This is a genomic window from Peribacillus sp. QJM3NY_7 (assembly GCF_056173225.1).
Window position 1 is genome coordinate 100001 of the sequence record NZ_CM149663.1, and the last position, 20132, is coordinate 120132.

Annotated in this window: 21 protein-coding genes, 2 rRNA genes and 2 other annotated features (2 of these 25 running past the window's edge); all 23 genes read left to right on the forward strand. The window is 42.4% G+C overall.

Features of this window, described 5'->3' with window-relative positions:
- Positions 1–504 (forward strand): 23S ribosomal RNA (locus AC0VX1_RS00530) (it extends 2429 nt beyond the left edge of the window).
- Between the two features lie 64 nt (positions 505–568).
- A 5S ribosomal RNA gene (gene rrf / locus AC0VX1_RS00535) occupies positions 569–684 on the forward strand.
- A gap of 362 nt (positions 685–1046) precedes the next feature.
- On the forward strand, positions 1047–1508 hold the full coding sequence (locus AC0VX1_RS00540; protein WP_034305095.1) for a CtsR family transcriptional regulator: 462 nt from the start codon (positions 1047–1049) through the stop codon (positions 1506–1508).
- Between the two features lie 21 nt (positions 1509–1529).
- Positions 1530–2081 carry a UvrB/UvrC motif-containing protein gene (locus tag AC0VX1_RS00545; RefSeq protein ID WP_034305093.1) on the forward strand — a complete coding sequence of 184 codons (552 nt, stop codon included), beginning with the start codon at positions 1530–1532 and terminating at the stop codon, positions 2079–2081.
- A complete protein-coding gene (locus AC0VX1_RS00550) occupies positions 2078–3154 on the forward strand; it encodes a protein arginine kinase (RefSeq protein WP_034305092.1) in 1077 nt (358 codons plus the stop codon). The genes AC0VX1_RS00545 and AC0VX1_RS00550 overlap by 4 nt, the downstream gene beginning before the upstream one ends.
- Before the next feature lie 130 nt (positions 3155–3284).
- Positions 3285–5726 carry an ATP-dependent protease ATP-binding subunit ClpC gene (gene clpC / locus AC0VX1_RS00555; RefSeq protein WP_475469610.1) on the forward strand — a complete coding sequence of 814 codons (2442 nt, stop codon included), beginning with the start codon at positions 3285–3287 and terminating at the stop codon, positions 5724–5726.
- A 198-nt stretch (positions 5727–5924) separates the two neighbouring features.
- Positions 5925–7313: a DNA repair protein RadA gene (gene radA / locus AC0VX1_RS00560; protein ID WP_048677848.1), complete on the forward strand. Its 1389-nt coding sequence runs from the start codon at positions 5925–5927 to the stop codon at positions 7311–7313.
- Between the two features lie 2 nt (positions 7314–7315).
- Entirely contained in the window at positions 7316–8389 is a 1074-nt protein-coding gene (disA, locus tag AC0VX1_RS00565) for a DNA integrity scanning diadenylate cyclase DisA (protein WP_034305085.1), read from the forward strand.
- 224 nt (positions 8390–8613) lie between these two features.
- The gene (locus AC0VX1_RS00570; RefSeq protein WP_475469611.1) at positions 8614–9711 is read left to right on the forward strand and encodes a PIN/TRAM domain-containing protein; all 1098 of its coding nucleotides are present in this window, start codon (positions 8614–8616) and stop codon (positions 9709–9711) included.
- Positions 9712–9732: 21 nt separating this feature from the next.
- Positions 9733–10422, forward strand: coding sequence for a 2-C-methyl-D-erythritol 4-phosphate cytidylyltransferase (ispD, locus tag AC0VX1_RS00575; RefSeq protein ID WP_063574540.1), 690 nt, complete (start codon positions 9733–9735; stop codon positions 10420–10422).
- 14 nt (positions 10423–10436) lie between these two features.
- Positions 10437–10916 (forward strand): 2-C-methyl-D-erythritol 2,4-cyclodiphosphate synthase, encoded by a 480-nt coding sequence (ispF, locus tag AC0VX1_RS00580; RefSeq protein ID WP_034305078.1) that lies wholly within the window; start codon positions 10437–10439, stop codon positions 10914–10916.
- Between the two features lie 89 nt (positions 10917–11005).
- On the forward strand, positions 11006–12463 hold the full coding sequence (gene gltX / locus AC0VX1_RS00585; RefSeq protein ID WP_475469612.1) for a glutamate--tRNA ligase: 1458 nt from the start codon (positions 11006–11008) through the stop codon (positions 12461–12463).
- Positions 12464–12505: 42 nt separating this feature from the next.
- Positions 12506–12754, forward strand: a binding site (T-box leader).
- Between the two features lie 85 nt (positions 12755–12839).
- A complete protein-coding gene (gene cysE / locus AC0VX1_RS00590) occupies positions 12840–13490 on the forward strand; it encodes a serine O-acetyltransferase (protein ID WP_034305073.1) in 651 nt (216 codons plus the stop codon).
- A gap of 1 nt (position 13491) precedes the next feature.
- The gene (cysS, locus tag AC0VX1_RS00595) at positions 13492–14889 is read left to right on the forward strand and encodes a cysteine--tRNA ligase (protein ID WP_057276472.1); all 1398 of its coding nucleotides are present in this window, start codon (positions 13492–13494) and stop codon (positions 14887–14889) included.
- A gap of 3 nt (positions 14890–14892) precedes the next feature.
- On the forward strand, positions 14893–15315 hold the full coding sequence (locus tag AC0VX1_RS00600; protein WP_034305071.1) for a Mini-ribonuclease 3: 423 nt from the start codon (positions 14893–14895) through the stop codon (positions 15313–15315).
- On the forward strand, positions 15312–16055 hold the full coding sequence (rlmB, locus tag AC0VX1_RS00605) for a 23S rRNA (guanosine(2251)-2'-O)-methyltransferase RlmB (protein WP_034305069.1): 744 nt from the start codon (positions 15312–15314) through the stop codon (positions 16053–16055). Before AC0VX1_RS00600 ends, rlmB begins: the two co-directional genes overlap by 4 nt.
- Before the next feature lie 4 nt (positions 16056–16059).
- A complete protein-coding gene (locus AC0VX1_RS00610; protein ID WP_034305067.1) occupies positions 16060–16569 on the forward strand; it encodes an NYN domain-containing protein in 510 nt (169 codons plus the stop codon).
- Between the two features lie 85 nt (positions 16570–16654).
- Positions 16655–17287: an RNA polymerase sporulation sigma factor SigH gene (sigH, locus tag AC0VX1_RS00615; RefSeq protein WP_094246690.1), complete on the forward strand. Its 633-nt coding sequence runs from the start codon at positions 16655–16657 to the stop codon at positions 17285–17287.
- Positions 17288–17480: 193 nt separating this feature from the next.
- Complete coding sequence (rpmG, locus tag AC0VX1_RS00620; protein WP_072273931.1) at positions 17481–17630, forward strand: 50S ribosomal protein L33; 150 nt, start codon at positions 17481–17483, stop codon at positions 17628–17630.
- 50 nt (positions 17631–17680) lie between these two features.
- Positions 17681–17863, forward strand: a complete 183-nt coding sequence (gene secE / locus AC0VX1_RS00625; RefSeq protein ID WP_034305062.1) for a preprotein translocase subunit SecE — start codon at positions 17681–17683, stop codon at positions 17861–17863.
- A 258-nt stretch (positions 17864–18121) separates the two neighbouring features.
- A complete protein-coding gene (gene nusG / locus AC0VX1_RS00630) occupies positions 18122–18655 on the forward strand; it encodes a transcription termination/antitermination protein NusG (RefSeq protein WP_048677866.1) in 534 nt (177 codons plus the stop codon).
- A gap of 174 nt (positions 18656–18829) precedes the next feature.
- Complete coding sequence (gene rplK / locus AC0VX1_RS00635) at positions 18830–19255, forward strand: 50S ribosomal protein L11 (RefSeq protein ID WP_034305057.1); 426 nt, start codon at positions 18830–18832, stop codon at positions 19253–19255.
- A 104-nt stretch (positions 19256–19359) separates the two neighbouring features.
- Positions 19360–20055 (forward strand): 50S ribosomal protein L1, encoded by a 696-nt coding sequence (rplA, locus tag AC0VX1_RS00640; RefSeq protein WP_328131462.1) that lies wholly within the window; start codon positions 19360–19362, stop codon positions 20053–20055.
- A 46-nt stretch (positions 20056–20101) separates the two neighbouring features.
- Positions 20102–20132: a sequence feature (ribosomal protein L10 leader region), on the forward strand (it continues 120 nt past the right edge of the window).

Genomic DNA, 20132 nt, shown 5'->3' on the forward strand with positions numbered 1-20132 from the left:
GGTGGTTCCGCATGGAAGGGCCATCGCTCAACGGATAAAAGCTACCCCGGGGATAACAGGCTTATCTCCCCCAAGAGTCCACATCGACGGGGAGGTTTGGCACCTCGATGTCGGCTCATCGCATCCTGGGGCTGTAGTCGGTCCCAAGGGTTGGGCTGTTCGCCCATTAAAGCGGTACGCGAGCTGGGTTCAGAACGTCGTGAGACAGTTCGGTCCCTATCCGTCGCGGGCGCAGGAAATTTGAGAGGAGCTGTCCTTAGTACGAGAGGACCGGGATGGACGCACCGCTGGTGTACCAGTTGTCTTGCCAAAGGCATAGCTGGGTAGCTACGTGCGGACGGGATAAGTGCTGAAAGCATCTAAGCATGAAGCCCCCCTCAAGATGAGATTTCCCATGGCGCAAGCTAGTAAGATCCCTGAAAGATGATCAGGTTGATAGGTCAGAGGTGGAAGCATGGTGACATGTGGAGCTGACTGATACTAATAGATCGAGGACTTAACCAACGCTTTTTAAAAAATGAAATACCTTCTTATTATCTAGTTTTGAAGGAACAACGTTCCTTTTATGTTTGGTGGCGATAGCGAAGAGGTCACACCCGTTCCCATTCCGAACACGGCAGTTAAGCTCTTCAGCGCCGATGGTAGTTGGGGGTTTCCCCCTGTGAGAGTAGGACGCCGCCAAGCCATTTAAAAAGATCAGCCATCCGGCTGGTCTTTTTTTTTGTTTGTAATTAAAAAAATTTTCCGTTTTCAGGGACAGTCCGGGCTGGCCTTATTTGAATTGGTTGCCTTATCATGAGGAGGAATGGATGAGCTGGGGAAATGGGGCAGAATTCTTAAGGAGAAGAAAAATTTCAGGTTTTACATCCATTTATATAGGGTATTTATATAAGATATTTCAACTTTAATGTTCAATGGGGTATGTAACTACATATAATTTGGAGAAAATGGATATTACAGAAAGAAAATGCGTTTAAGTTGCAAAATGCATTATTCCTTGTATAATAATAGTCAAATATAGTCAAAGTCAGAATGGAGGAGGCTGAGTGAGAAACATATCTGATGTTATCGAAACTTATTTGAAGCAAGTACTTGAAATAAGTCAAAAAGATATCTTGGAGATAAAAAGAAGTGAAATAGCGGATAAATTTCAGTGTGTTCCTTCTCAAATCAATTACGTAATAAATACCAGGTTTACCATCGAGAGAGGTTATGTTGTAGAGAGTAAGCGTGGAGGCGGCGGTTATATACGCATCATGAAAGTGGAATCACAGGATTCCGTGCAACTTATCAACCACTTATTATCGCTTATTGGTTCCAGGGTAACTCAATCGATGGCTGAAGGAGTAATTTCACGGCTGATGAATGAAGACGTCATTAATGAAAGAGAAGCAAAGATTATGATGAGCGTCATAGATAGATCGGTGATTTATATCGACCTTCCTGACCGCGATGAGCTTAGGGCAAGAATTTTAACAGCGATGCTTACTACTTTAAAATATAAATGAAACTGGCAGAGGTGATGAACGTTGATTTGCCAAGAATGTCATCAAAGGCCTGCTACCCTGCACTTCACCAAAATCATCAATGGAAAAAAGACTGAAGTCATGATTTGTGAGAAATGTGCTCAGGAAAAAGGTGAAATGTTCATGGAGGCAGGTGGACCTGGTTTTTCAATAAATAATTTATTAGCAGGATTGTTAAATATGGAGTCGAATATTCAACAGACAAAGGCAAATGCATTTCCGAAAACGGAAGAGAGGCGCTGCCCGCATTGTCATCGATCTTATAAAGAATTTGTCCATATTGGCAAGTTTGGCTGTGCCGAATGTTATAAAACGTTCAATGAACAGTTAAATCCAATTTTAAAGCGGGTTCATAGCGGCAATACAGCACACATAGGGAAAATTCCAAAAAGGATTGGCGGCGCCATATATCTTCGAAAGCAAATTTTGGATTTGAAAGAAGTTTTAAAGGTCCACATTGATCAAGAGGAGTTTGAGAAGGCGGCAGAAGTAAGAGATAAGGTTCGTTCCCTTGAAAAAAGGTATGAAGCACAAGAGGGAGGCGAGGAATTATGAGCTTGGAAAAGTTTGTAGAAAACGCCTTGAGTTCCTGGATGAGTGCCGAAGGTCCGGAAATCGATATTGTATTGAGTTCGCGGATTCGGCTGGCCAGGAATTTCAAAGACTTTACCTTCCCAACCTCCTTTTCGAACGAAGAAGCTAATAAAATCATTGAATTGATTAAAAAAAGAATCGAAGAGGAAGTAACCCCAGAGATTGGGAAATTGGAGCTATTAGAGATTGACCAATTGCAGCCACTGGAAAAGCGCGTTCTGGTTGAAAAACATTTAATCAGTCCTCATTTAGTTGAAGATTCAGCGAAAAGCGCGTGTCTCCTTTCGGAAAATGAAGAAATAAGTATCATGATAAACGAAGAGGACCATCTTCGTATTCAATGTTTAATGTCGGGGTTGCAGCTAAAGGAAACCTTAAAGATTGCAAATGTTCTTGACGATTGGATTGAAGAATCCATAGACTATGCATATGATGAAGAAAGAGGATACCTGACTAGTTGTCCGACTAATGTGGGAACAGGGTTAAGGGCTTCAGTCATGATGCATCTGCCGGGTCTGGTCCTTACACAGCAGATGAATAATATCATACCGGCTATCAACCAATTGGGGTTGGTGGTTCGAGGGATTTATGGAGAGGGCAGTCAAGCGTTGGGGAATATTTTTCAAATTTCCAATCAAATCACTCTTGGAAAATCGGAAAGGGATATCGTTGAAGATCTAACGAGTGTAGTGCAACAAATCATAGCCCAGGAACGGTCAGCGAGGGATGCATTAGCGAGGACTTCCCACATACAATTAGAAGATAGAATTTTCCGTTCATATGGGGTTTTGTCCAATGCTCGAATAATCGAGACAAAGGAAGCAGCTACATGTATCTCAGATGTTAGATTAGGGATAGATCTTGGGTATATAAAGAGTATTTCCAAAAGCATTCTAAATGAATTGATGATTTTGACGCAGTCGGGATTTTTACAAAAGTACGCAGGCGGCCCTTTAAGACCCCATGAAAGGGATATCCGTAGAGCAGCACTCATCCGGGAACGCTTGAATTTCACGGAATCTTCCTCCTCATAGAGGTTATTGACCCCTTTAGGGAGAATTAAATTTCATGTAATAGATATGGAGCAAGAATAAGCTTCTGCCATTACTTAGAGAATTGCCAGCAATTTTATTCAAAACGAAAATTCTTAAGGAGGAATTCCCTATGATGTTTGGTCGTTTTACTGAAAGAGCCCAGAAAGTATTAGCATTAGCCCAAGAAGAAGCAATCCGTTTAGGTCATAATAATATTGGCACGGAACATATTTTACTAGGCCTGGTCCGAGAGGGTGATGGTATTGCAGCCAAAGCGTTATATGCTCTTGGATTGGGTCCGGAGAAGATTCAGAAAGAAGTGGAAAATTTAATTGGCCGTGGACAGGATACGGCTCAAACGATACATTATACCCCAAGAGCCAAGAAGGTCATTGAGCTTTCCATGGATGAAGCAAGAAAATTAGGTCACTCATATGTTGGGACAGAGCATGTCCTTCTAGGTCTTATACGAGAAGGGGAAGGTGTCGCTGCCCGCGTATTGAATAATCTGGGAGTAAGTTTAAATAAAGCCCGACAACAAGTATTACAACTTTTGGGCAGCAATGAATCAGGTGGTCATCAAGGTTCAGCCGCTGCAAATGCAAGCACGCCGACACTGGATGGCCTTGCCCGTGATTTAACGGCGATTGCAAGGGAAGGAAGCTTGGATCCGGTTATCGGAAGAAGTAAGGAAATACAGCGTGTCATTGAGGTATTAAGCCGTCGTACAAAAAATAACCCAGTATTGATCGGTGAACCTGGCGTTGGTAAAACAGCCATTGCTGAAGGGCTTGCCCAACAGATTATCAATAACGAGGTACCTGAGATTTTACGTGATAAACGCGTCATGACACTTGATATGGGTACTGTTGTGGCTGGCACTAAATACCGGGGTGAATTTGAGGACCGGTTGAAGAAAGTCATGGATGAAATACGTCAGGCGGGTAATATCATCCTATTCATCGATGAATTGCATACATTGATTGGTGCAGGTGGTGCAGAAGGTGCCATCGATGCCTCCAATATCCTTAAACCATCATTGGCCCGTGGTGAATTACAATGTATCGGTGCTACAACTTTGGATGAGTACCGTAAGTATATTGAAAAGGATGCTGCCCTTGAACGTCGCTTCCAGCCAATCCAAGTCGATGAGCCGACAATGGAGGAATCCATCCAAATTCTCAAAGGTCTTCGTGACCGTTATGAGGCACATCACCGCGTATCGATCACTGACGAAGCGATTGATGCTGCAGTCAAATTATCAGACCGTTATATTTCCGATCGCTTTTTACCTGATAAAGCGATTGACTTGATTGATGAAGCTGGTTCCAAAGTTAGGCTGCGCTCATACACAACGCCACCTAACCTAAAGGAACTTGAAGTGAAACTAGATGATGTTCGCAAGGAAAAGGATGCTTCCGTTCAGAGTCAGGAATTTGAAAAAGCTGCTTCGCTTCGCGATACAGAACAACGCTTAAGAGAACAATTGGAAGAAACGAAAAAAACTTGGAAAGAAAAACAAGGGCAGGAAAACAGTGAAGTGACTGTGGATGACATTGCACACGTCGTATCCAGCTGGACGGGAGTGCCGGTCACTAAATTGGCGCAAACGGAGTCAGACAAACTGCTTAATATGGAGTCAATCCTCCATGATCGTGTAATTGGGCAGGAAGAGGCCGTCATTGCGGTTTCTAAAGCAGTACGGCGTGCAAGGGCAGGTTTGAAAGACCCTAAGCGTCCAATTGGTTCATTCATCTTCCTGGGACCTACAGGGGTCGGTAAAACCGAGCTAGCCCGTGCTTTGGCTGAATCCATTTTTGGTGATGAAGATGCCATGATCCGCATCGATATGTCCGAATATATGGAGAAACACTCGACTTCACGTCTTGTTGGATCACCTCCAGGATATGTTGGGTACGAAGAAGGCGGTCAGTTAACGGAAAAAGTGCGGAGGAAACCATACTCCGTCGTTCTGCTTGATGAAATAGAAAAGGCGCATCCGGATGTCTTCAATATTCTTCTTCAAGTGTTGGAAGACGGAAGACTGACAGATTCCAAGGGGCGTACTGTCGATTTCAGGAATACCATTCTGATCATGACATCGAATGTAGGGGCGTCTGCCTTAAAAACTGATAAGTATGTCGGCTTTAACATCCAGGATACTGGGCAGGACTATAAAAATATGAAAGGGAAAGTGATGGAAGAACTCAAACGTGCATTCCGTCCTGAATTCCTGAATCGTATTGATGAAACTATCGTGTTCCACTCATTAGAGAAGGATCATTTGAAACAAATCGTTACATTAATGTCAAATCAGCTTACGACCCGTTTGAAAGAACAGGAGATATACTTGGAGCTGACAGATGCGGCTAGAGAAAAAATTGCCACGGAAGGTTTTGATCCGGAATATGGGGCAAGGCCAATCCGCAGGGCGCTTCAGAAGCATGTAGAGGATTATCTATCCGAAGAGTTGCTTAAAGGCAACGTGAAAAAAGGGCAAACGGTCGTAATGGATGTCGTGAATAATGAGTTTGCAATCCGACAAGGCGAGCCTGTTAAAGTAAGTGAATAACCTGATCCTAAACTTCGAGGTACACGCAGATTCTTTTGCAGTGTACCTCTGTTTTTTATCTATAGGTAGATATGAGTATAAACGGGACAAGCAAAGTGAATATTTTTTTAAAAAAACTTAGCCTTAAGAAGGTTTAAATAAAACAGAGATATAATATCCTTAATATAGATATTTTTTCCAAAGGAAGAGGAGTAATTTATGGCTGTAAAAAAGAAAACAAAATTTATCTGTCAGTCTTGTGGATATGAGTCCGCGAAATGGATGGGGAAATGCCCAGGCTGCGGTGAATGGAACAAAATGGTCGAGGAAACCGAAATCGTTAAACCTGCAAGAAAAGGCGCTTTTACCCATTCAGAGGTTAGAGGTTCCGGAGAACGGGAGAAGGCAGCACCCATAACGACCATTCAGTCAGAAAAAGAACCACGCATTAAGACGGATCTAATGGAATTGAATCGTGCTCTTGGGGGCGGGATCGTACAGGGATCACTTGTATTGATCGGAGGGGACCCGGGTATCGGTAAGTCCACCCTGCTTTTACAGGTATCATCCCAATTGGCGCATAAACAGAAAAAAGTGCTTTATATATCAGGTGAAGAATCAGTCAAGCAGACCAAATTGAGAGCGGACCGGCTTGGGACCATGTCGGAAAATCTATTCGTTTATTCTGAAACCGATATGGACTATATCCAACAGGCAATTACAGATGTAAAACCGGATTTGGTCATTATTGACTCGATTCAAACGGTTTACCATTCGGAGGTTACATCTGCCCCGGGAAGCGTTTCACAAGTGAGGGAATGCACAGCCTCACTCATGCGCATTGCTAAAACGAATGGGATCGCGATTTTTATCGTCGGTCACGTTACAAAAGAAGGGGCCATTGCGGGACCACGGCTGCTTGAGCACATGGTTGACACCGTATTATATTTTGAAGGGGAAAGACACCATACATATCGAATTATACGTGCGGTTAAAAATCGCTTTGGTTCGACGAATGAGATGGGTATTTTTGAAATGAAAGAACATGGATTGGAAGAGGTGGCGAATCCATCGGAAATTTTCCTTGAAGAACGGTCGCAAGGAGCTTCGGGGTCCACAGTCGTCGCATCCATGGAGGGCACAAGGCCGGTGCTTGTTGAAATTCAAGCATTGATTTCTCCTACGAGTTTTGGCAATCCTAGGCGGATGGCCACAGGAATTGACCACAATCGAGTTTCGCTTTTAATGGCTGTCCTGGAAAAGAGAGTGGGCTTGCTGCTCCAAAACCAAGATGCGTATTTAAAGGTTGCTGGCGGTGTCAAGCTGGATGAACCGGCAATTGACCTCGCTGTCGCAATAAGCATTGCATCAAGCTTCCGTGATAAACCAACAAACCCTGCCGATTGCATCATTGGTGAAGTGGGGCTGACTGGTGAAGTGAGAAGGGTGTCACGAATTGAACAAAGGGTGCAGGAAGCAGCGAAATTAGGGTTTGAGCGGGTTATTATACCGGCTAATAATATAGGAGGGTGGACCGCGCCGAAAGGTATTAAGATCATTGGTGTTTCATCGGTTTCGGAGGCTCTTAAACAATCGTTAGGGGGTTAAGCATGACAGATAAAAAAGGGTATGAGAAAACAAAATTGGAAATTCTGCAAATCGTAGCACCGGGTACCCCGCTTCGGGAGGGTATTGAAAATGTCCTGAGGGCAAACACGGGCGGTTTGATAGTGGCCGGATATAATGAGAAGGTGCGAACGATCGTGGATGGCGGCTTCGAAATCAACTGCAGCTGTACCCCCAGCACATTATATGAGTTGGCGAAGATGGACGGGGCCATCATTTTAAATGAAACCGCCGATAAGATCATTTTCGCAAATGCCCAATTAGTGCCTGATAACAGTACACCTTCCACTGAAACGGGAATGAGGCATAGGACAGCGGAACGGGTGGCAAGGGAGACCAAGTCGTTGGTCATCGCAATCTCACAGCGCCGGAATGTCATCACTTTATATCAGGGCAATTTCCGGTATGCCCTTAAAGATATAGGAGTCATACTTGCCAAGGCTAATTTAGCCATCCAGACCTTGGAAAAATACAAGGTGGTCCTGCAGCAGAGCATATCGGTTTTAGGAGCGCTCGAGTTTGAGGAAATCGTGACCTATGCCGATCTTTTGCAGGTATTTCACCGTTATGTGATGGTGCTCAGGATCAAGGCGGAGCTGCTGACGTACCTTAATGAGCTGGGCACGGAAGGAAGGCTGATCCGTTTGCAAATGAATGAAATCCTGGCAGATATTGAAACGGAAGGGAAATGGCTTATCAAGGATTATACCTCCAGTAATGATGAAAATCCCGAGGAAATCATTTTTAGGCTTCAAGAGTTGGCCATGCAGGAAAAACTGGATGAAAGCATTCTTCTTAAGGTGCTGGGCTATCATGGATACATTCATCTTGATGAGTCAGTACATCCCCGTGGTTACCGTATTCTTCATAAAATCCCACGCTTGCCGGGTTTGATCATCGAAAATTTAGTGAAACAGTTCGGAAGCTTTAGTGAAGTCAATAAAGCTACGGTTGAAAACCTTGACGATGTGGAGGGCATAGGTGAAGTCCGGGCAAATAAAATTAAAGAAGGACTCCGAATTTTGAAAAATCAGCTGGTCACAAATAGAAGGATGTAAGGTGCAGCCGGCTTTTAAAAAAACTCCTGAACGGGCTTGAAATTGATTGGTGTTTATTTTTGACACTCAAAACTCGGGGTGCTAGGCTAATATTACGAAAAAGAGAAGAATTCATATTTGTAAATCCATTATCCTTAAATGAATTTAATGTATATAGTGAAAACGAATTTTCAAGGTTTCATTTTATTTTATTGGTCAATAATGAGTAGAAGGAGGTGAAAGGGATGTTAAAACGCATTATACAAGCATGCTTCTTAATAGTCGGCGGAACACTTGGTATGTTGCTTATTCCGGAATTATTAACTGTTTTACATGCAGACGATATTGCTTTATTAAACAATCCTTATGTAAGTGTACTGTTGGGTGCCATTATCTTTTATCTTATAACTTTTTGGGCAGTAGATCACGTGATCTATTTTATGAAATGGCTGGAGGAACAGCTTGTAAAGATACCGATTACGGATATAATCTTTGGCAGCGTAGGTCTTTTAGTTGGATTGCTGGCAGCGTTCTTGGTTGGATCCGCATTCAGTGCCATCAAGGTTCCCATTTTGAATACAGTGGTTCCTATCATCCTTACGCTTTTATTTGGATATCTTGGTTTTCAGGTGGGCTTTAAAAAACGTGATGAGCTATTGAGTTTATTCACGAAAAGCAATAAGAAAAAGAACTCGGATGGTGAAGCAAGCGAAGAGGATGAAGAGGGGGATAGCAAGCGCCTGAAGATTCTCGATACAAGCGTCATCATTGATGGCAGAATTGCGGATATTTGTCAGACGGGCTTTCTCGAGGGTACCATCGTCATTCCTCAATTCGTATTAAACGAATTGCAGCATATTGCCGATTCATCTGATGCATTGAAAAGGAATCGTGGAAGGCGCGGTTTGGATATCCTGAATCGGATTCAAAAAGACCTGCCGATTAAAGTGGAGATGTACGAGGGGGATTTTGAAGACATTCAGGAAGTGGACAGTAAACTGGTGAAGCTTGCCAAAATATCGGGCGGAATGGTCGTTACCAATGATTTCAATTTAAACAAAGTATGCGAGTTTCAAAATGTGGCGGTACTTAATATCAATGACCTGGCCAATGCCGTAAAACCAGTTGTACTTCCTGGGGAAGAGATGAACGTTCAGGTCATAAAGGACGGGAAAGAGCAGAACCAGGGCATCGCTTATTTGGACGATGGAACCATGATCGTTGTCGAGGGTGGCCGTGACCATATCGGGAAACGGATCGATGTACTTGTCACAAGTGTATTGCAAACCTCTGCAGGCCGGATGATATTCGCTAAACCGAAACTATTAGAAAAAGCATTATAAAGAAGAGTAGGAGAAACCGTTATGTTTTATGAAGTAGTGATACCTGCAGCTGGACAAGGCAAAAGAATGAAAGCGGGCAAGAATAAACTTTTTATTGAACTATCGGGTATCCCGATCATTGTTTATACACTGCGTGTCTTCGAAGAAGATCCTGACTGTCGGGGGATTATCCTTTCGATAAACCCGGCAGAAAAGGATTATTTCAATCAATTGATAGCAGCGAATGAGCTTAAAAAGGTCAAGAAACTGGTCATGGGTGGCAAGGAGCGCCAACAAAGCGTTTATAATGGACTGCAACATGCAGAAGAAGACATCGTCCTGGTCCATGACGGTGCCCGCCCTTTTATTACCCTAGGGCAAATCAGTGAATTGACTACTGCTGCCTCCCTTCATGGAGGTGCCGTAATTGCAGTGCCCGTTAAGGATACGATTAAAAAAGCGGCAAACAAAAAGGTATTGGAAACAGTGGAACGATCAAGCTTGTGGGCGGTGCAAACTCCACAAGCTTTTCGTGTATCCATATTAAAAAGGGCGTATGAACAGGCAGAAGCTGAAGAATTTTTAGGGACGGACGATGCAAGTTTACTAGAGCGGATCAATGAACAGGTAGTTATTATTGAGGGCAATTATGATAATATTAAGATTACGACTCAGGAAGACCTTTATTTTGCAGAAGCGATTTTACATAAACAACAACATGGAAAACGATGATTGGGGAGAATGATATGTTTAGAATAGGACAAGGATATGACGTTCATCAGCTTGTGGAAGGCAGGCCTTTGATAATTGGCGGGATTACGATTCCGTATGAGAAAGGACTGCTGGGTCATTCGGATGCGGATGTCCTTCTGCATACTGTTGCTGATGCCTGCTTGGGGGCAATTGGTGCAGGGGATATCGGTAAGCATTTTCCGGATACCGACCCTGAATTTAAAGATGCGGATTCGGCAAAACTGCTGCAATATATATGGGCGATCGTAAAAAAAGAGGGATATTCCCTAGGCAATGCGGATTGTACAATCATTGCACAAAGCCCGAAAATGGCACCGTATATCGAGGAAATGCGAGGCAGGATTGCAGAACTTTTAGATGCCTCGATAGACAGGATTAATGTAAAGGCGACCACAACGGAGAAACTTGGATTTACAGGCAGGGGCGAAGGAATCGCGGCACAGGCCGTTGTCTTATTGGTCAAATCAAACTAAATCGTTTTTAGAGTGGATGCCTTTATCCCAATGTATTTAAATGATAATATAAACAATAGAATAGAACGACTGGGAGGTCTATATATATCATGAGCAGCGATATTCGAGTTCGCTATGCACCGAGTCCGACTGGACATTTACATATTGGTAATGCACGGACTGCTTTATTTAATTATTTATACGCACGAAATAAAGGCGGGAAATTCATCATCCGTATTGAAGATACCGACCAGAAGAGAAATATTGAAGGCGGAGAGGAAAGTCAGCTTAAATATTTGAAATGGCTTGGCATGGATTGGGATGAAGGTGTTGATGTTGGCGGTGAATACGGTCCATATCGTCAATCCGAAAGGAACGGCCTTTATCAGGAATTGTATCAAGAGCTTTTGGATAAGGGTTTAGCATATAAATGCTATTGTACGGAAGAAGAGCTTGAAGCAGAGCGTGAAGGACAGGTCGAACGCAATGAAACGCCAAAATATTCCGGGAAGTGCAAGCATTTAACTGAGGAAGAGCAAGCGGAACTAGTGGCACAAGGAAGAAAACCGAGCATTCGCTTTGCCGTTCCAGCTGGGAAGGTCCTTACTTTCAAAGATATGGTCAAGGATGAGGTTTCATTTGAAACAGATGGCTTTGGTGATTTTGTCATCGTTAAAAAGGATGGCATTCCAACGTATAACTTTGCAGTGGCCGTCGATGATCACTTGATGAAGATTTCCCATGTCCTTCGCGGTGATGATCATATCTCCAATACTCCAAAACAATTGATGATTTATGAAGCTTTCGGCTGGGAACCGCCGGTATTCGGACATATGACGCTGATTGTAAACGAAAGCAGGAAGAAACTGAGTAAACGTGATGAGTCGATCATTCAATTCATTGAGCAATATGAAGAGCTTGGTTATGTACCTGAAGCTTTATTCAATTTCATTACATTACTAGGATGGTCTCCGGTCGGGGAGGAAGAGATATTCACGAAGGAAGAATTCATTAATCTTTTCGATGCTGACCGCCTGTCTAAATCACCTGCACTTTTCGATAAGCAAAAGCTTACATGGATGAATAACCAATATGTGAAGCAATTGGACGTCAATCGTGCAGTGGAATTGTCATTGCCTCACTTAATTAAAGCCGGGAAGGTTTCAGAGACACTGACCGCCGAAGAAGAAGAGTGGGTACATGGGCTTGTTTCACTTTTTCAAGAGCAGATGAGCTATGGAGCGGAAATAGTCGAGCTTTCTGAACTGTTTTTCAAGGATGAGGTCGAGTTCGAGCAAGAAGCTAAGGAAGTGCTGGTTGAAGAACAGGTACCTGAAGTCATGAAAGCTTTCCTTCAGGAGATCGAAGGGCTTGAAGAATTTAATGCGGATGAAATCAAGAAGTCGGTTAAAGCCGTACAAAAAAGCACAGGGCATAAAGGGAAAAAATTATTCATGCCGATAAGGGCTGCCGTCACGGGTCAAACACATGGTCCTGACTTGCCTAAGGCAATTTCATTACTGGGCAAAGAAAAAATTAAACAGCGTATTCAGAGTATTTTATATTAACAATTTGTCGAAAATGTAATATAGTATTTAATAATCTTACAAAAGAACGCGTAGATGGGGAGAAGTAAGTAAACGAAGCTTTTTAGAGAGAACCATAACCTGCTGAAAGTGGTTCAGGCCTCTCGTTTTCTGAAATGCACCCTTGAGTCCTTTGCTGAACTAACCTATAGTAGGCACAGGCGGAATGTCCTCCGTTACAGGGATTAAAGTTGGGGATGAAGAAACAGGAAAAAGCTTTACCTGGTTCGTACATTCCAAACAGAGTGGAACCGCGCTTCAAGCGTCTCTGTCTATTTGGACAGAGACGCTTTTTTATATGCTTTAAAAGCTTCAAAAGGGGATGTTGGAAAAGGACGGAACATAGGGGGGAATCATTTTGTTAAAGATGTTTAAAGAAGATATCGAAGTGGTTTTTGATCAAGATCCTGCTGCGCGCAGCTATTTGGAAGTCATATTGACGTACGCGGGTTTACATGCGATTTGGAGTCATAGGATGGCTCACGCACTATTTAAGAGGAAATTCTTTTTCCTGGCGAGAAGCATATCTCAAATCAGCCGGTTTTTTACCGGAATCGAAATTCATCCAGGGGCTACGATTGGCCGTCGTTTCTTCATTGACCATGGAATGGGGATCGTCATTGGCGAAACTTGTGAAATTGGCGACAATGTATCTGTCTTTCAAGGTGTAACTCTTGGGGGGACCGGAAAAGAAAAGGGAAAACGTCATCCTACGATAAAGGATAATGTTTTGATAGCTACAGGAGCAAAAGTGCTGGGTTCCATCACTGTTGGGGAAAACTCGAAAATCGGTGCGGGTTCGGTCGTTCTAAAGGAAGTGCCACCTAATTCTACAGTGGTGGGCATTCCAGGTAAAGTGGTCATTCAAGATGGCATCAAAATCAATAAAGACCTAAATCATTGTGATCTTCCTGATCCAATCGCTGATCGCTTTAAGGAATTGGATAGTGAAATCAGAGCCTTAAGAGCAAGGTTGGCCGAACAGAAGCAGGAAGAAAGGAGTTTATAATATGGCGATTAAAATATATAACACAGCAACAAGAAAAAAGGAAACCTTCGTCCCGATTGAAGAGGGAAAGGTGAAGATGTATGTATGCGGACCCACTGTCTATAATTACATTCATATTGGCAATGCAAGACCGGCAATCGTATTCGATACCGTTCGTAGGTATTTGGATTACCGTGGATATGATGTGCAATTCGTTTCGAACTTCACGGATGTGGATGATAAGCTGATTCGCGCGGCAAAAGAATTGGGGGAAGATGTTCCGACCATATCGGAGCGTTTCATCAAGGCGTATTTTGAAGACGTGTCGGCATTGGGCTGCAAAAAAGCGGATGCTCACCCGACCGTAATGGAGAACATGGATGCAATCATTGAATTCATCTCGGCGCTAATCGAGAAAGGATTCGCTTATGAATCGGAAGGGGATGTGTACTACCGCACTCGTAAGTTTGAGGGATATGGCAAGCTTTCACATCAGTCCATCGATGAGCTTCGAGTGGGGGCACGTATTGAAATAGGGGAGAAAAAACAAGATGCCCTTGATTTTGCCCTTTGGAAAGCGGCTAAGGATGATGAAATATCATGGGAGAGCCCATGGGGTAAGGGGCGTCCTGGCTGGCATATCGAATGCTCCGCAATGGTCAAAAAGTATTTGGGGGATACCATCGATATTCATGCAGGAGGTCAAGATCTGGCATTCCCGCATCATGAAAATGAAATTGCACAATCCGAAGCATTGACGGGTAAGACCTTTGCGAATTATTGGATGCATAATGGGTATATAAATATTGAGAATGAAAAAATGTCTAAGTCCTTAGGCAATTTCGTCCTTGTGCATGACATCATTCAGAAGCATGATCCACAAGTATTACGCTTCTTCATGTTATCAGTACATTACCGTCATCCGATCAATTATAGTGAAGAAGTGCTTGAAAATGTAAAAGCGTCCCTTGAACGCTTAAGGACATCATATCAAAATTTAAAGCATCGCCTTCAAGTAAGTGACGGATTGACTGAGAATAATGATGTTTGGTTGGAGAAGCTGAATGATTTACATGAACAATTCATTAAGGAAATGGACGATGATTTTAACACAGCTAATGCAATATCCATGCTTTTTGAACTTTCCAAACAGGCAAATTATTACTTGATGGAGAAAAACACAGACAAGGAAGTAATTGATGCTTTCCTTGATAAATTCAACACCTTATTTTCTGTCCTCGGTTTGTCCCTTGAAGAAGAGGGGCTTCTGGATGAAGAAATTGAAGGGTTGATACAGCAAAGGATTCAAGCGCGGAAAGACCGCAATTTTGGATTATCTGATGAAATTCGCGATCGCTTGAAAAACATGAATATTATATTAGAGGATACCCCTCAAGGTACAAGATGGAAAAGAGGGTAATTAATGCTTCATTACGATAGTAAGGTAGATGCAAAAATGCTGAACAGTCTTGCTTTAGCATATATAGGTGATGCTGTATACGAAACGTATATACGGCATCACCTCATTCAAAAAGGGGCGGTCAAGCCCAATCTACTTCACAAAAAAGCTACATCTTTTGTAGCTGCTAAAGCGCAAAATAAAATCATCCACTTCTTTCTGGAGTCAGATTGGCTATCGGAAGAGGAATCCGCTGTCGTTCGGCGCGGCCGAAATGCGAAATCCGGTACGGTACCGAAGAATACAGATGTGCAAACGTATCGCTACAGTACAGCCTTCGAGGCTCTTATGGGATTTTTGTATTTATCCGGTCGAATAGAAAGAATGGAAGAACTCATCAAAAAATCCATTGAATACATTGAAGAAGAAAAGGGGAGTAACCCATGAGCGAAGAATATATCATTGGCAGAAACCCCGTATTGGAAGCACTTCGCTCCGAACGGGAAGTTAATAAAATTTGGATAGCCGAGGGCTCGCAAAAAGGCTCGATGCAACCACTTATCGGTCTCGCGAAGGAAAAGAAGGTTCTCGTGCAAATCGTACCGAAGAAAAAAATTGACCAAATGGTAGAAGGCATCCATCAAGGCGTTATCGCACAAGTGGCTGCATATGAATATGTGGAGCTGGATGACTTATTCGCTAAAGCGGCTGAACGGGACGAAGCACCTTTTTTCATGATCCTTGATGAGGTTGAAGATCCGCATAATTTAGGTTCGATCATGAGGACGGCCGATGCAGTCGGGGCACATGGAATCATCATACCAAAAAGAAGAGCGGTGGGCTTGACGGCAACCGTGGCTAAAGCTTCGACTGGTGCAATCGAATATATTCCTGTAGCTCGCGTTACAAATTTGGCAAGAGCGGTGGAAGAATTGAAAGAGCGAGGGGTATGGATAGTCGGTACCGATGCGAAAGGCAGCGATGATTACCGTAACATGGACGGAAAGATGCCTATCGGACTTGTTATCGGCAGCGAAGGAAAAGGCATGGCCCGGTTAATGAAGGAGAAATGTGATTTTCTCATCCGTCTTCCAATGGCAGGAAAAGTAACTTCGTTAAATGCATCGGTAGCAGCCGGTTTATTGATGTATGAGGTTTATAGAAAAAGAAATCCCCTAGGACAATGACGAAATGAATATTCTGTTGGTGGACGGTTATAACATTATTGGAGCTTGGCCGGAACTGAGAGAATTAAAAGAACGGGATCTTGCTGCTGCAAGGGACCGATTGATAGAAATGATGGCGGAATATCAAGCATTTACCGGATATCGTGTAATTGTCGTATTTGATGCTCAATATGTTCAGGGAATTGCCCGCATATTCAAAAATCACAAGGTTGACGTAATTTTTACAAAAGAAAATGAAACTGCGGATGAAAGAATAGAAAAGATGGCCATCGAACTGAATAATGTCAAAACGCAAATTCAAGTGGCAACCTCTGACTTCACGGAACAGTGGGTGATCTTTGGCCAAGGGGCCCTAAGGAAATCCGCTCGTGAACTGCTAATTGAAATGGAAGAAATTCAAGGCGAAATCAAGAAAGATGTAAGAAAAACAACAACGATAAGACCCGTTGCTAAAATTCCTTTAAGTGAAGAAGTGGCAGAAATTTTCGAAAAATGGCGCCGGGGGAAAATTTGAACCATTGACGGGTAAAATTTACCTGCTGTATAATATTTCTATCTGAGTCAGGTCAGGGGGATATAATGTGGGTCTCAAATTCGGAATGAAGCTGAACGAAAAGTATCTTCAGTTTGAGGATGATGAATTGATAGGGTTGGTGCACACTGGAGACAGTGAAGCGCTTGATTATTTGATCCAAAAGTATCGTAATTTTGTAAGAGCGAAGGCAAGGACTTATTTCTTGATTGGTGCCGATAAGGAAGACATCGTGCAAGAAGGTATGATTGGTTTATATAAAGCCGTCCGTGATTTTAAAGGGGATAAGTTATCTTCTTTTAAAGCATTTGCAGAACTATGCATTACGAGGCAGATCATTACAGCTATCAAAACAGCAACACGTCAAAAACATATTCCGCTCAATTCCTATGTTTCCCTGGACAAGCCAATTTATGATGAGGAATCGGACCGAACTCTAATGGATATCATATCGGGTACGAAGGTTTTGGACCCGGAAGAACTGATCATCAACCAGGAAGAGTTTGACGATATCGAATTAAAGATGGCCGAGCTCCTGAGTGATCTTGAGAGAAAAGTGTTAGCTCTTTACCTGGATGGACAAACCTACCAAGAAATTTCGGAAGAGTTGAACCGGCATGTTAAGTCAATCGACAACGCCCTTCAGCGGGTGAAAAGAAAGCTCGAGCGCTATCTGGAAGTAAGGGAAATCAGTTTATAATCCCTCCGCTTTTTCCGCTTAATTTCATCTGTCCCTTCTCCACATGGAAGTTTTTTATTCACTAAGATTTTTAGATGCAAGCCGATGTTTTGATTTACGTTGTCCATAATGGGTGGAACCCGCTTTGATATTGACAATAAAAAACAGTCGTGATAAGGTTTTATGGATATAGTAGATAGGATAGGTGTATCTAATGCGAAAAAAAATAGTTCTTGCCTGCAACGATTGCGGTTCAAGAAATTATAGTTATGAGAGCAAACAATCGACAAGCGGCGAACGGCTGGAAATCAAGAAATTTTGCAGTACGTGCAACTCACACTCGATTCACAAAGAAACGAAATAACCGTTTTATAAATAGATTGACAGAAGCTTCTAATGCTTGGAGGTACATTCATGAAACGTTTTACCGAATTTTTCAGCGGAGTCGCTCGCGAAATGCAAAAGGTAAGCTGGCCGAAACGCAAGGAGCTTACCAAATATACAATCGTGGTGGTAACGACTGTAGTATTTATGGCTTTATTCTTTACAGTGGTCGATTTGGGTATTTCCGAATTAATTCGCTTAGTTATTGAATAAGAGATTCGAAAATAAGGTATAATAGTGATAGAATAATATGTGTCAGCAGAAAAGCCCGGAAACGGGTTTTTTAATTTGTCTTTTTTAATAAGTGAAGAAGTTCAAAAACGAGTGCTGCTGTAATACGAATCATCACAATATATTCTAGTTAAGTTCGGGATGACGCCTGTATGGTTTTTTGGCTAAAACGTTCAAAGATAAAGATTAATAAAGAAAATGATCGATTGCAGGGAGGGAAGGACGTTAAAGTCCTAACACATGGAAAAGAATTGGTATGTAGTTCACACCTATTCAGGTTATGAGAACAAGGTTAAAGCTAACTTGGAAAAACGTGTTGAAACTATGGGGATGGAAGACAAGATCTTTCGCGTTGTAGTTCCAGAAGAAGAAGAAACAGAAGTGAAAGATGGCAAAAAGAAAGTGACCAAAAAGAAAGTGTTTCCAGGTTATGTGTTGGTTGAGATCATCATGACGGATGATTCATGGTATGTTGTCCGTAATACGCCTGGGGTAACAGGTTTCGTGGGTTCATCTGGAGCTGGGTCAAAACCGACTGCATTGCTTCCGGAGGAAATTGAAGTCGTTCTTAAACGTATGGGCGTAGATGAAAGCAAAATCGAAGTTGATTTTGAAATCGGTGATACGGTTCAAGTTAAAGAAGGACCATTTGCAACTTTTGCAGGACCGATTGAAGAACTTGATAAAGACAAAGGGAAAGTAAGGGTCCTAGTCAATATGTTCGGCCGTGATACACCGGTAGAACTTGATTTTAATCAAGTGGAAAAATTATAAACGGAAAAAAACTTGAAATTACCTTTTGAAAGTGGTAAAATTTCAAAGGTCAGTATGTTTCAATTTTTAGGCCTCAACGATACAAGCATTCTTTATTAATAGATAAAGAATTCAAGATGAGTGGGAGGGTATTACCCTATTACCACATCACGGACTTATAAGGAGGTGTGTCTCGTGGCTAAAAAAGTAATTAAAATGGTTAAATTGCAAATTCCTGCTGGTAAAGCGAATCCGGCACCGCCAGTCGGTCCTGCATTAGGTCAAGCTGGTGTAAACATCATGGGATTCTGTAAGGAGTTCAACGCTCGTACAGCAGATCAAGCTGGTCTAATTATTCCTGTTGAAATCACGGTATTTGAAGACCGTTCATTTACATTCATTACAAAAACTCCACCGGCTGCAGTATTGCTTAAGAAAGTAGCTGGTATCGAGTCTGGTTCTGGTGAACCTAACCGTAATAAAGTTGCTACAGTCAAGCGTGATCAAGTGCGCGAGATTGCTGAAACTAAAATGCCTGACCTAAACGCTGCAAGCGTTGAAGCTGCAATGCGTATGGTTGAAGGTACTGCTCGCAGCATGGGTATTGTCATCGAAGACTAATCCATGTAATTGCTATTTGTTTCTACGGGGTTGCGATTGATACTCGCAACCTTTATTCGTGGGAGGTCATTCCGTTAAAACCACAATTTAGGAGGATTTATATCATGGCGAAAAAAGGTAAAAAGTATCTTGAAGCAGCTAAGCTTGTAGAAGTTTCTAAGGCTTATGCTGTAACTGAAGCAATCGAAGTTGCTAAAAAAGCAAACTTCGCAAAATTCGATGCGACTGTTGAAGTTGCTTTCCGTTTAGGCGTAGACCCTAAGAAAGCTGACCAACAAATTCGTGGAGCTGTTGTTCTTCCGAATGGTACTGGTAAAACTCAACGCGTATTAGTATTCGCGAAAGGCGAAAAAGCAAAAGAAGCGGAAGCTGCTGGTGCTGACTACGTTGGCGAATCTGACTACATCAACAAAATCCAACAAGGATGGTTCGAATTCGATGTAATCGTTGCGACTCCAGACATGATGGGTGAAGTTGGTAAACTTGGCCGTGTATTAGGACCTAAAGGTTTAATGCCTAACCCTAAAACTGGCACAGTAACTTTCGATGTAACGAAAGCTGTTAATGAAATCAAAGCTGGTAAAGTTGAATACCGCGTAGATAAAGCTGGTAACATCCATGCTCCAATCGGTAAAGTATCTTTCGAAGATGCTAAACTAGTGGAAAACTTCACTACTATCTATGATACATTATTGAAAGTTAAACCTGCGGCTGCTAAAGGAACTTACATGAAAAATGTTTCTGTAACAACTACAATGGGCCCTGGCGTGAAAGTTGATCCTTCTTCTTTCAATAAATAATTGACATACCAAAACTATTATTGTTATAATAAGTTTTGTTGTGAATAAATGAATACTATTTGTACCGTAGACAGTAG

Excerpts from the sequence above, each read along its gene's own strand:
- clpC (WP_475469610.1), top strand. The coding sequence starts at position 3,285 with ATGATGTTTGGTCGTTTTACTGAAAGAGCCCAGAAAGTATTAGCATTA.
- secE (WP_034305062.1), top strand. The coding sequence starts at position 17,681 with ATGAAACGTTTTACCGAATTTTTCAGCGGAGTCGCTCGCGAAATGCAA.
- disA (WP_034305085.1), top strand. The coding sequence starts at position 7,316 with ATGACAGATAAAAAAGGGTATGAGAAAACAAAATTGGAAATTCTGCAA.
- sigH (WP_094246690.1), top strand. The coding sequence starts at position 16,655 with ATGAAGCTGAACGAAAAGTATCTTCAGTTTGAGGATGATGAATTGATA.
- rpmG (WP_072273931.1), top strand. The coding sequence starts at position 17,481 with ATGCGAAAAAAAATAGTTCTTGCCTGCAACGATTGCGGTTCAAGAAAT.
- AC0VX1_RS00600 (WP_034305071.1), top strand. The coding sequence starts at position 14,893 with ATGCTTCATTACGATAGTAAGGTAGATGCAAAAATGCTGAACAGTCTT.
- rplA (WP_328131462.1), top strand. The coding sequence starts at position 19,360 with ATGGCGAAAAAAGGTAAAAAGTATCTTGAAGCAGCTAAGCTTGTAGAA.
- cysS (WP_057276472.1), top strand. The coding sequence starts at position 13,492 with ATGGCGATTAAAATATATAACACAGCAACAAGAAAAAAGGAAACCTTC.
- AC0VX1_RS00610 (WP_034305067.1), top strand. The coding sequence starts at position 16,060 with ATGAATATTCTGTTGGTGGACGGTTATAACATTATTGGAGCTTGGCCG.
- ispF (WP_034305078.1), top strand. The coding sequence starts at position 10,437 with ATGTTTAGAATAGGACAAGGATATGACGTTCATCAGCTTGTGGAAGGC.
- AC0VX1_RS00570 (WP_475469611.1), top strand. The coding sequence starts at position 8,614 with ATGTTAAAACGCATTATACAAGCATGCTTCTTAATAGTCGGCGGAACA.
- nusG (WP_048677866.1), top strand. The coding sequence starts at position 18,122 with ATGGAAAAGAATTGGTATGTAGTTCACACCTATTCAGGTTATGAGAAC.
- AC0VX1_RS00550 (WP_034305092.1), top strand. The coding sequence starts at position 2,078 with ATGAGCTTGGAAAAGTTTGTAGAAAACGCCTTGAGTTCCTGGATGAGT.
- ispD (WP_063574540.1), top strand. The coding sequence starts at position 9,733 with ATGTTTTATGAAGTAGTGATACCTGCAGCTGGACAAGGCAAAAGAATG.
- gltX (WP_475469612.1), top strand. The coding sequence starts at position 11,006 with ATGAGCAGCGATATTCGAGTTCGCTATGCACCGAGTCCGACTGGACAT.
- rlmB (WP_034305069.1), top strand. The coding sequence starts at position 15,312 with ATGAGCGAAGAATATATCATTGGCAGAAACCCCGTATTGGAAGCACTT.
- radA (WP_048677848.1), top strand. The coding sequence starts at position 5,925 with ATGGCTGTAAAAAAGAAAACAAAATTTATCTGTCAGTCTTGTGGATAT.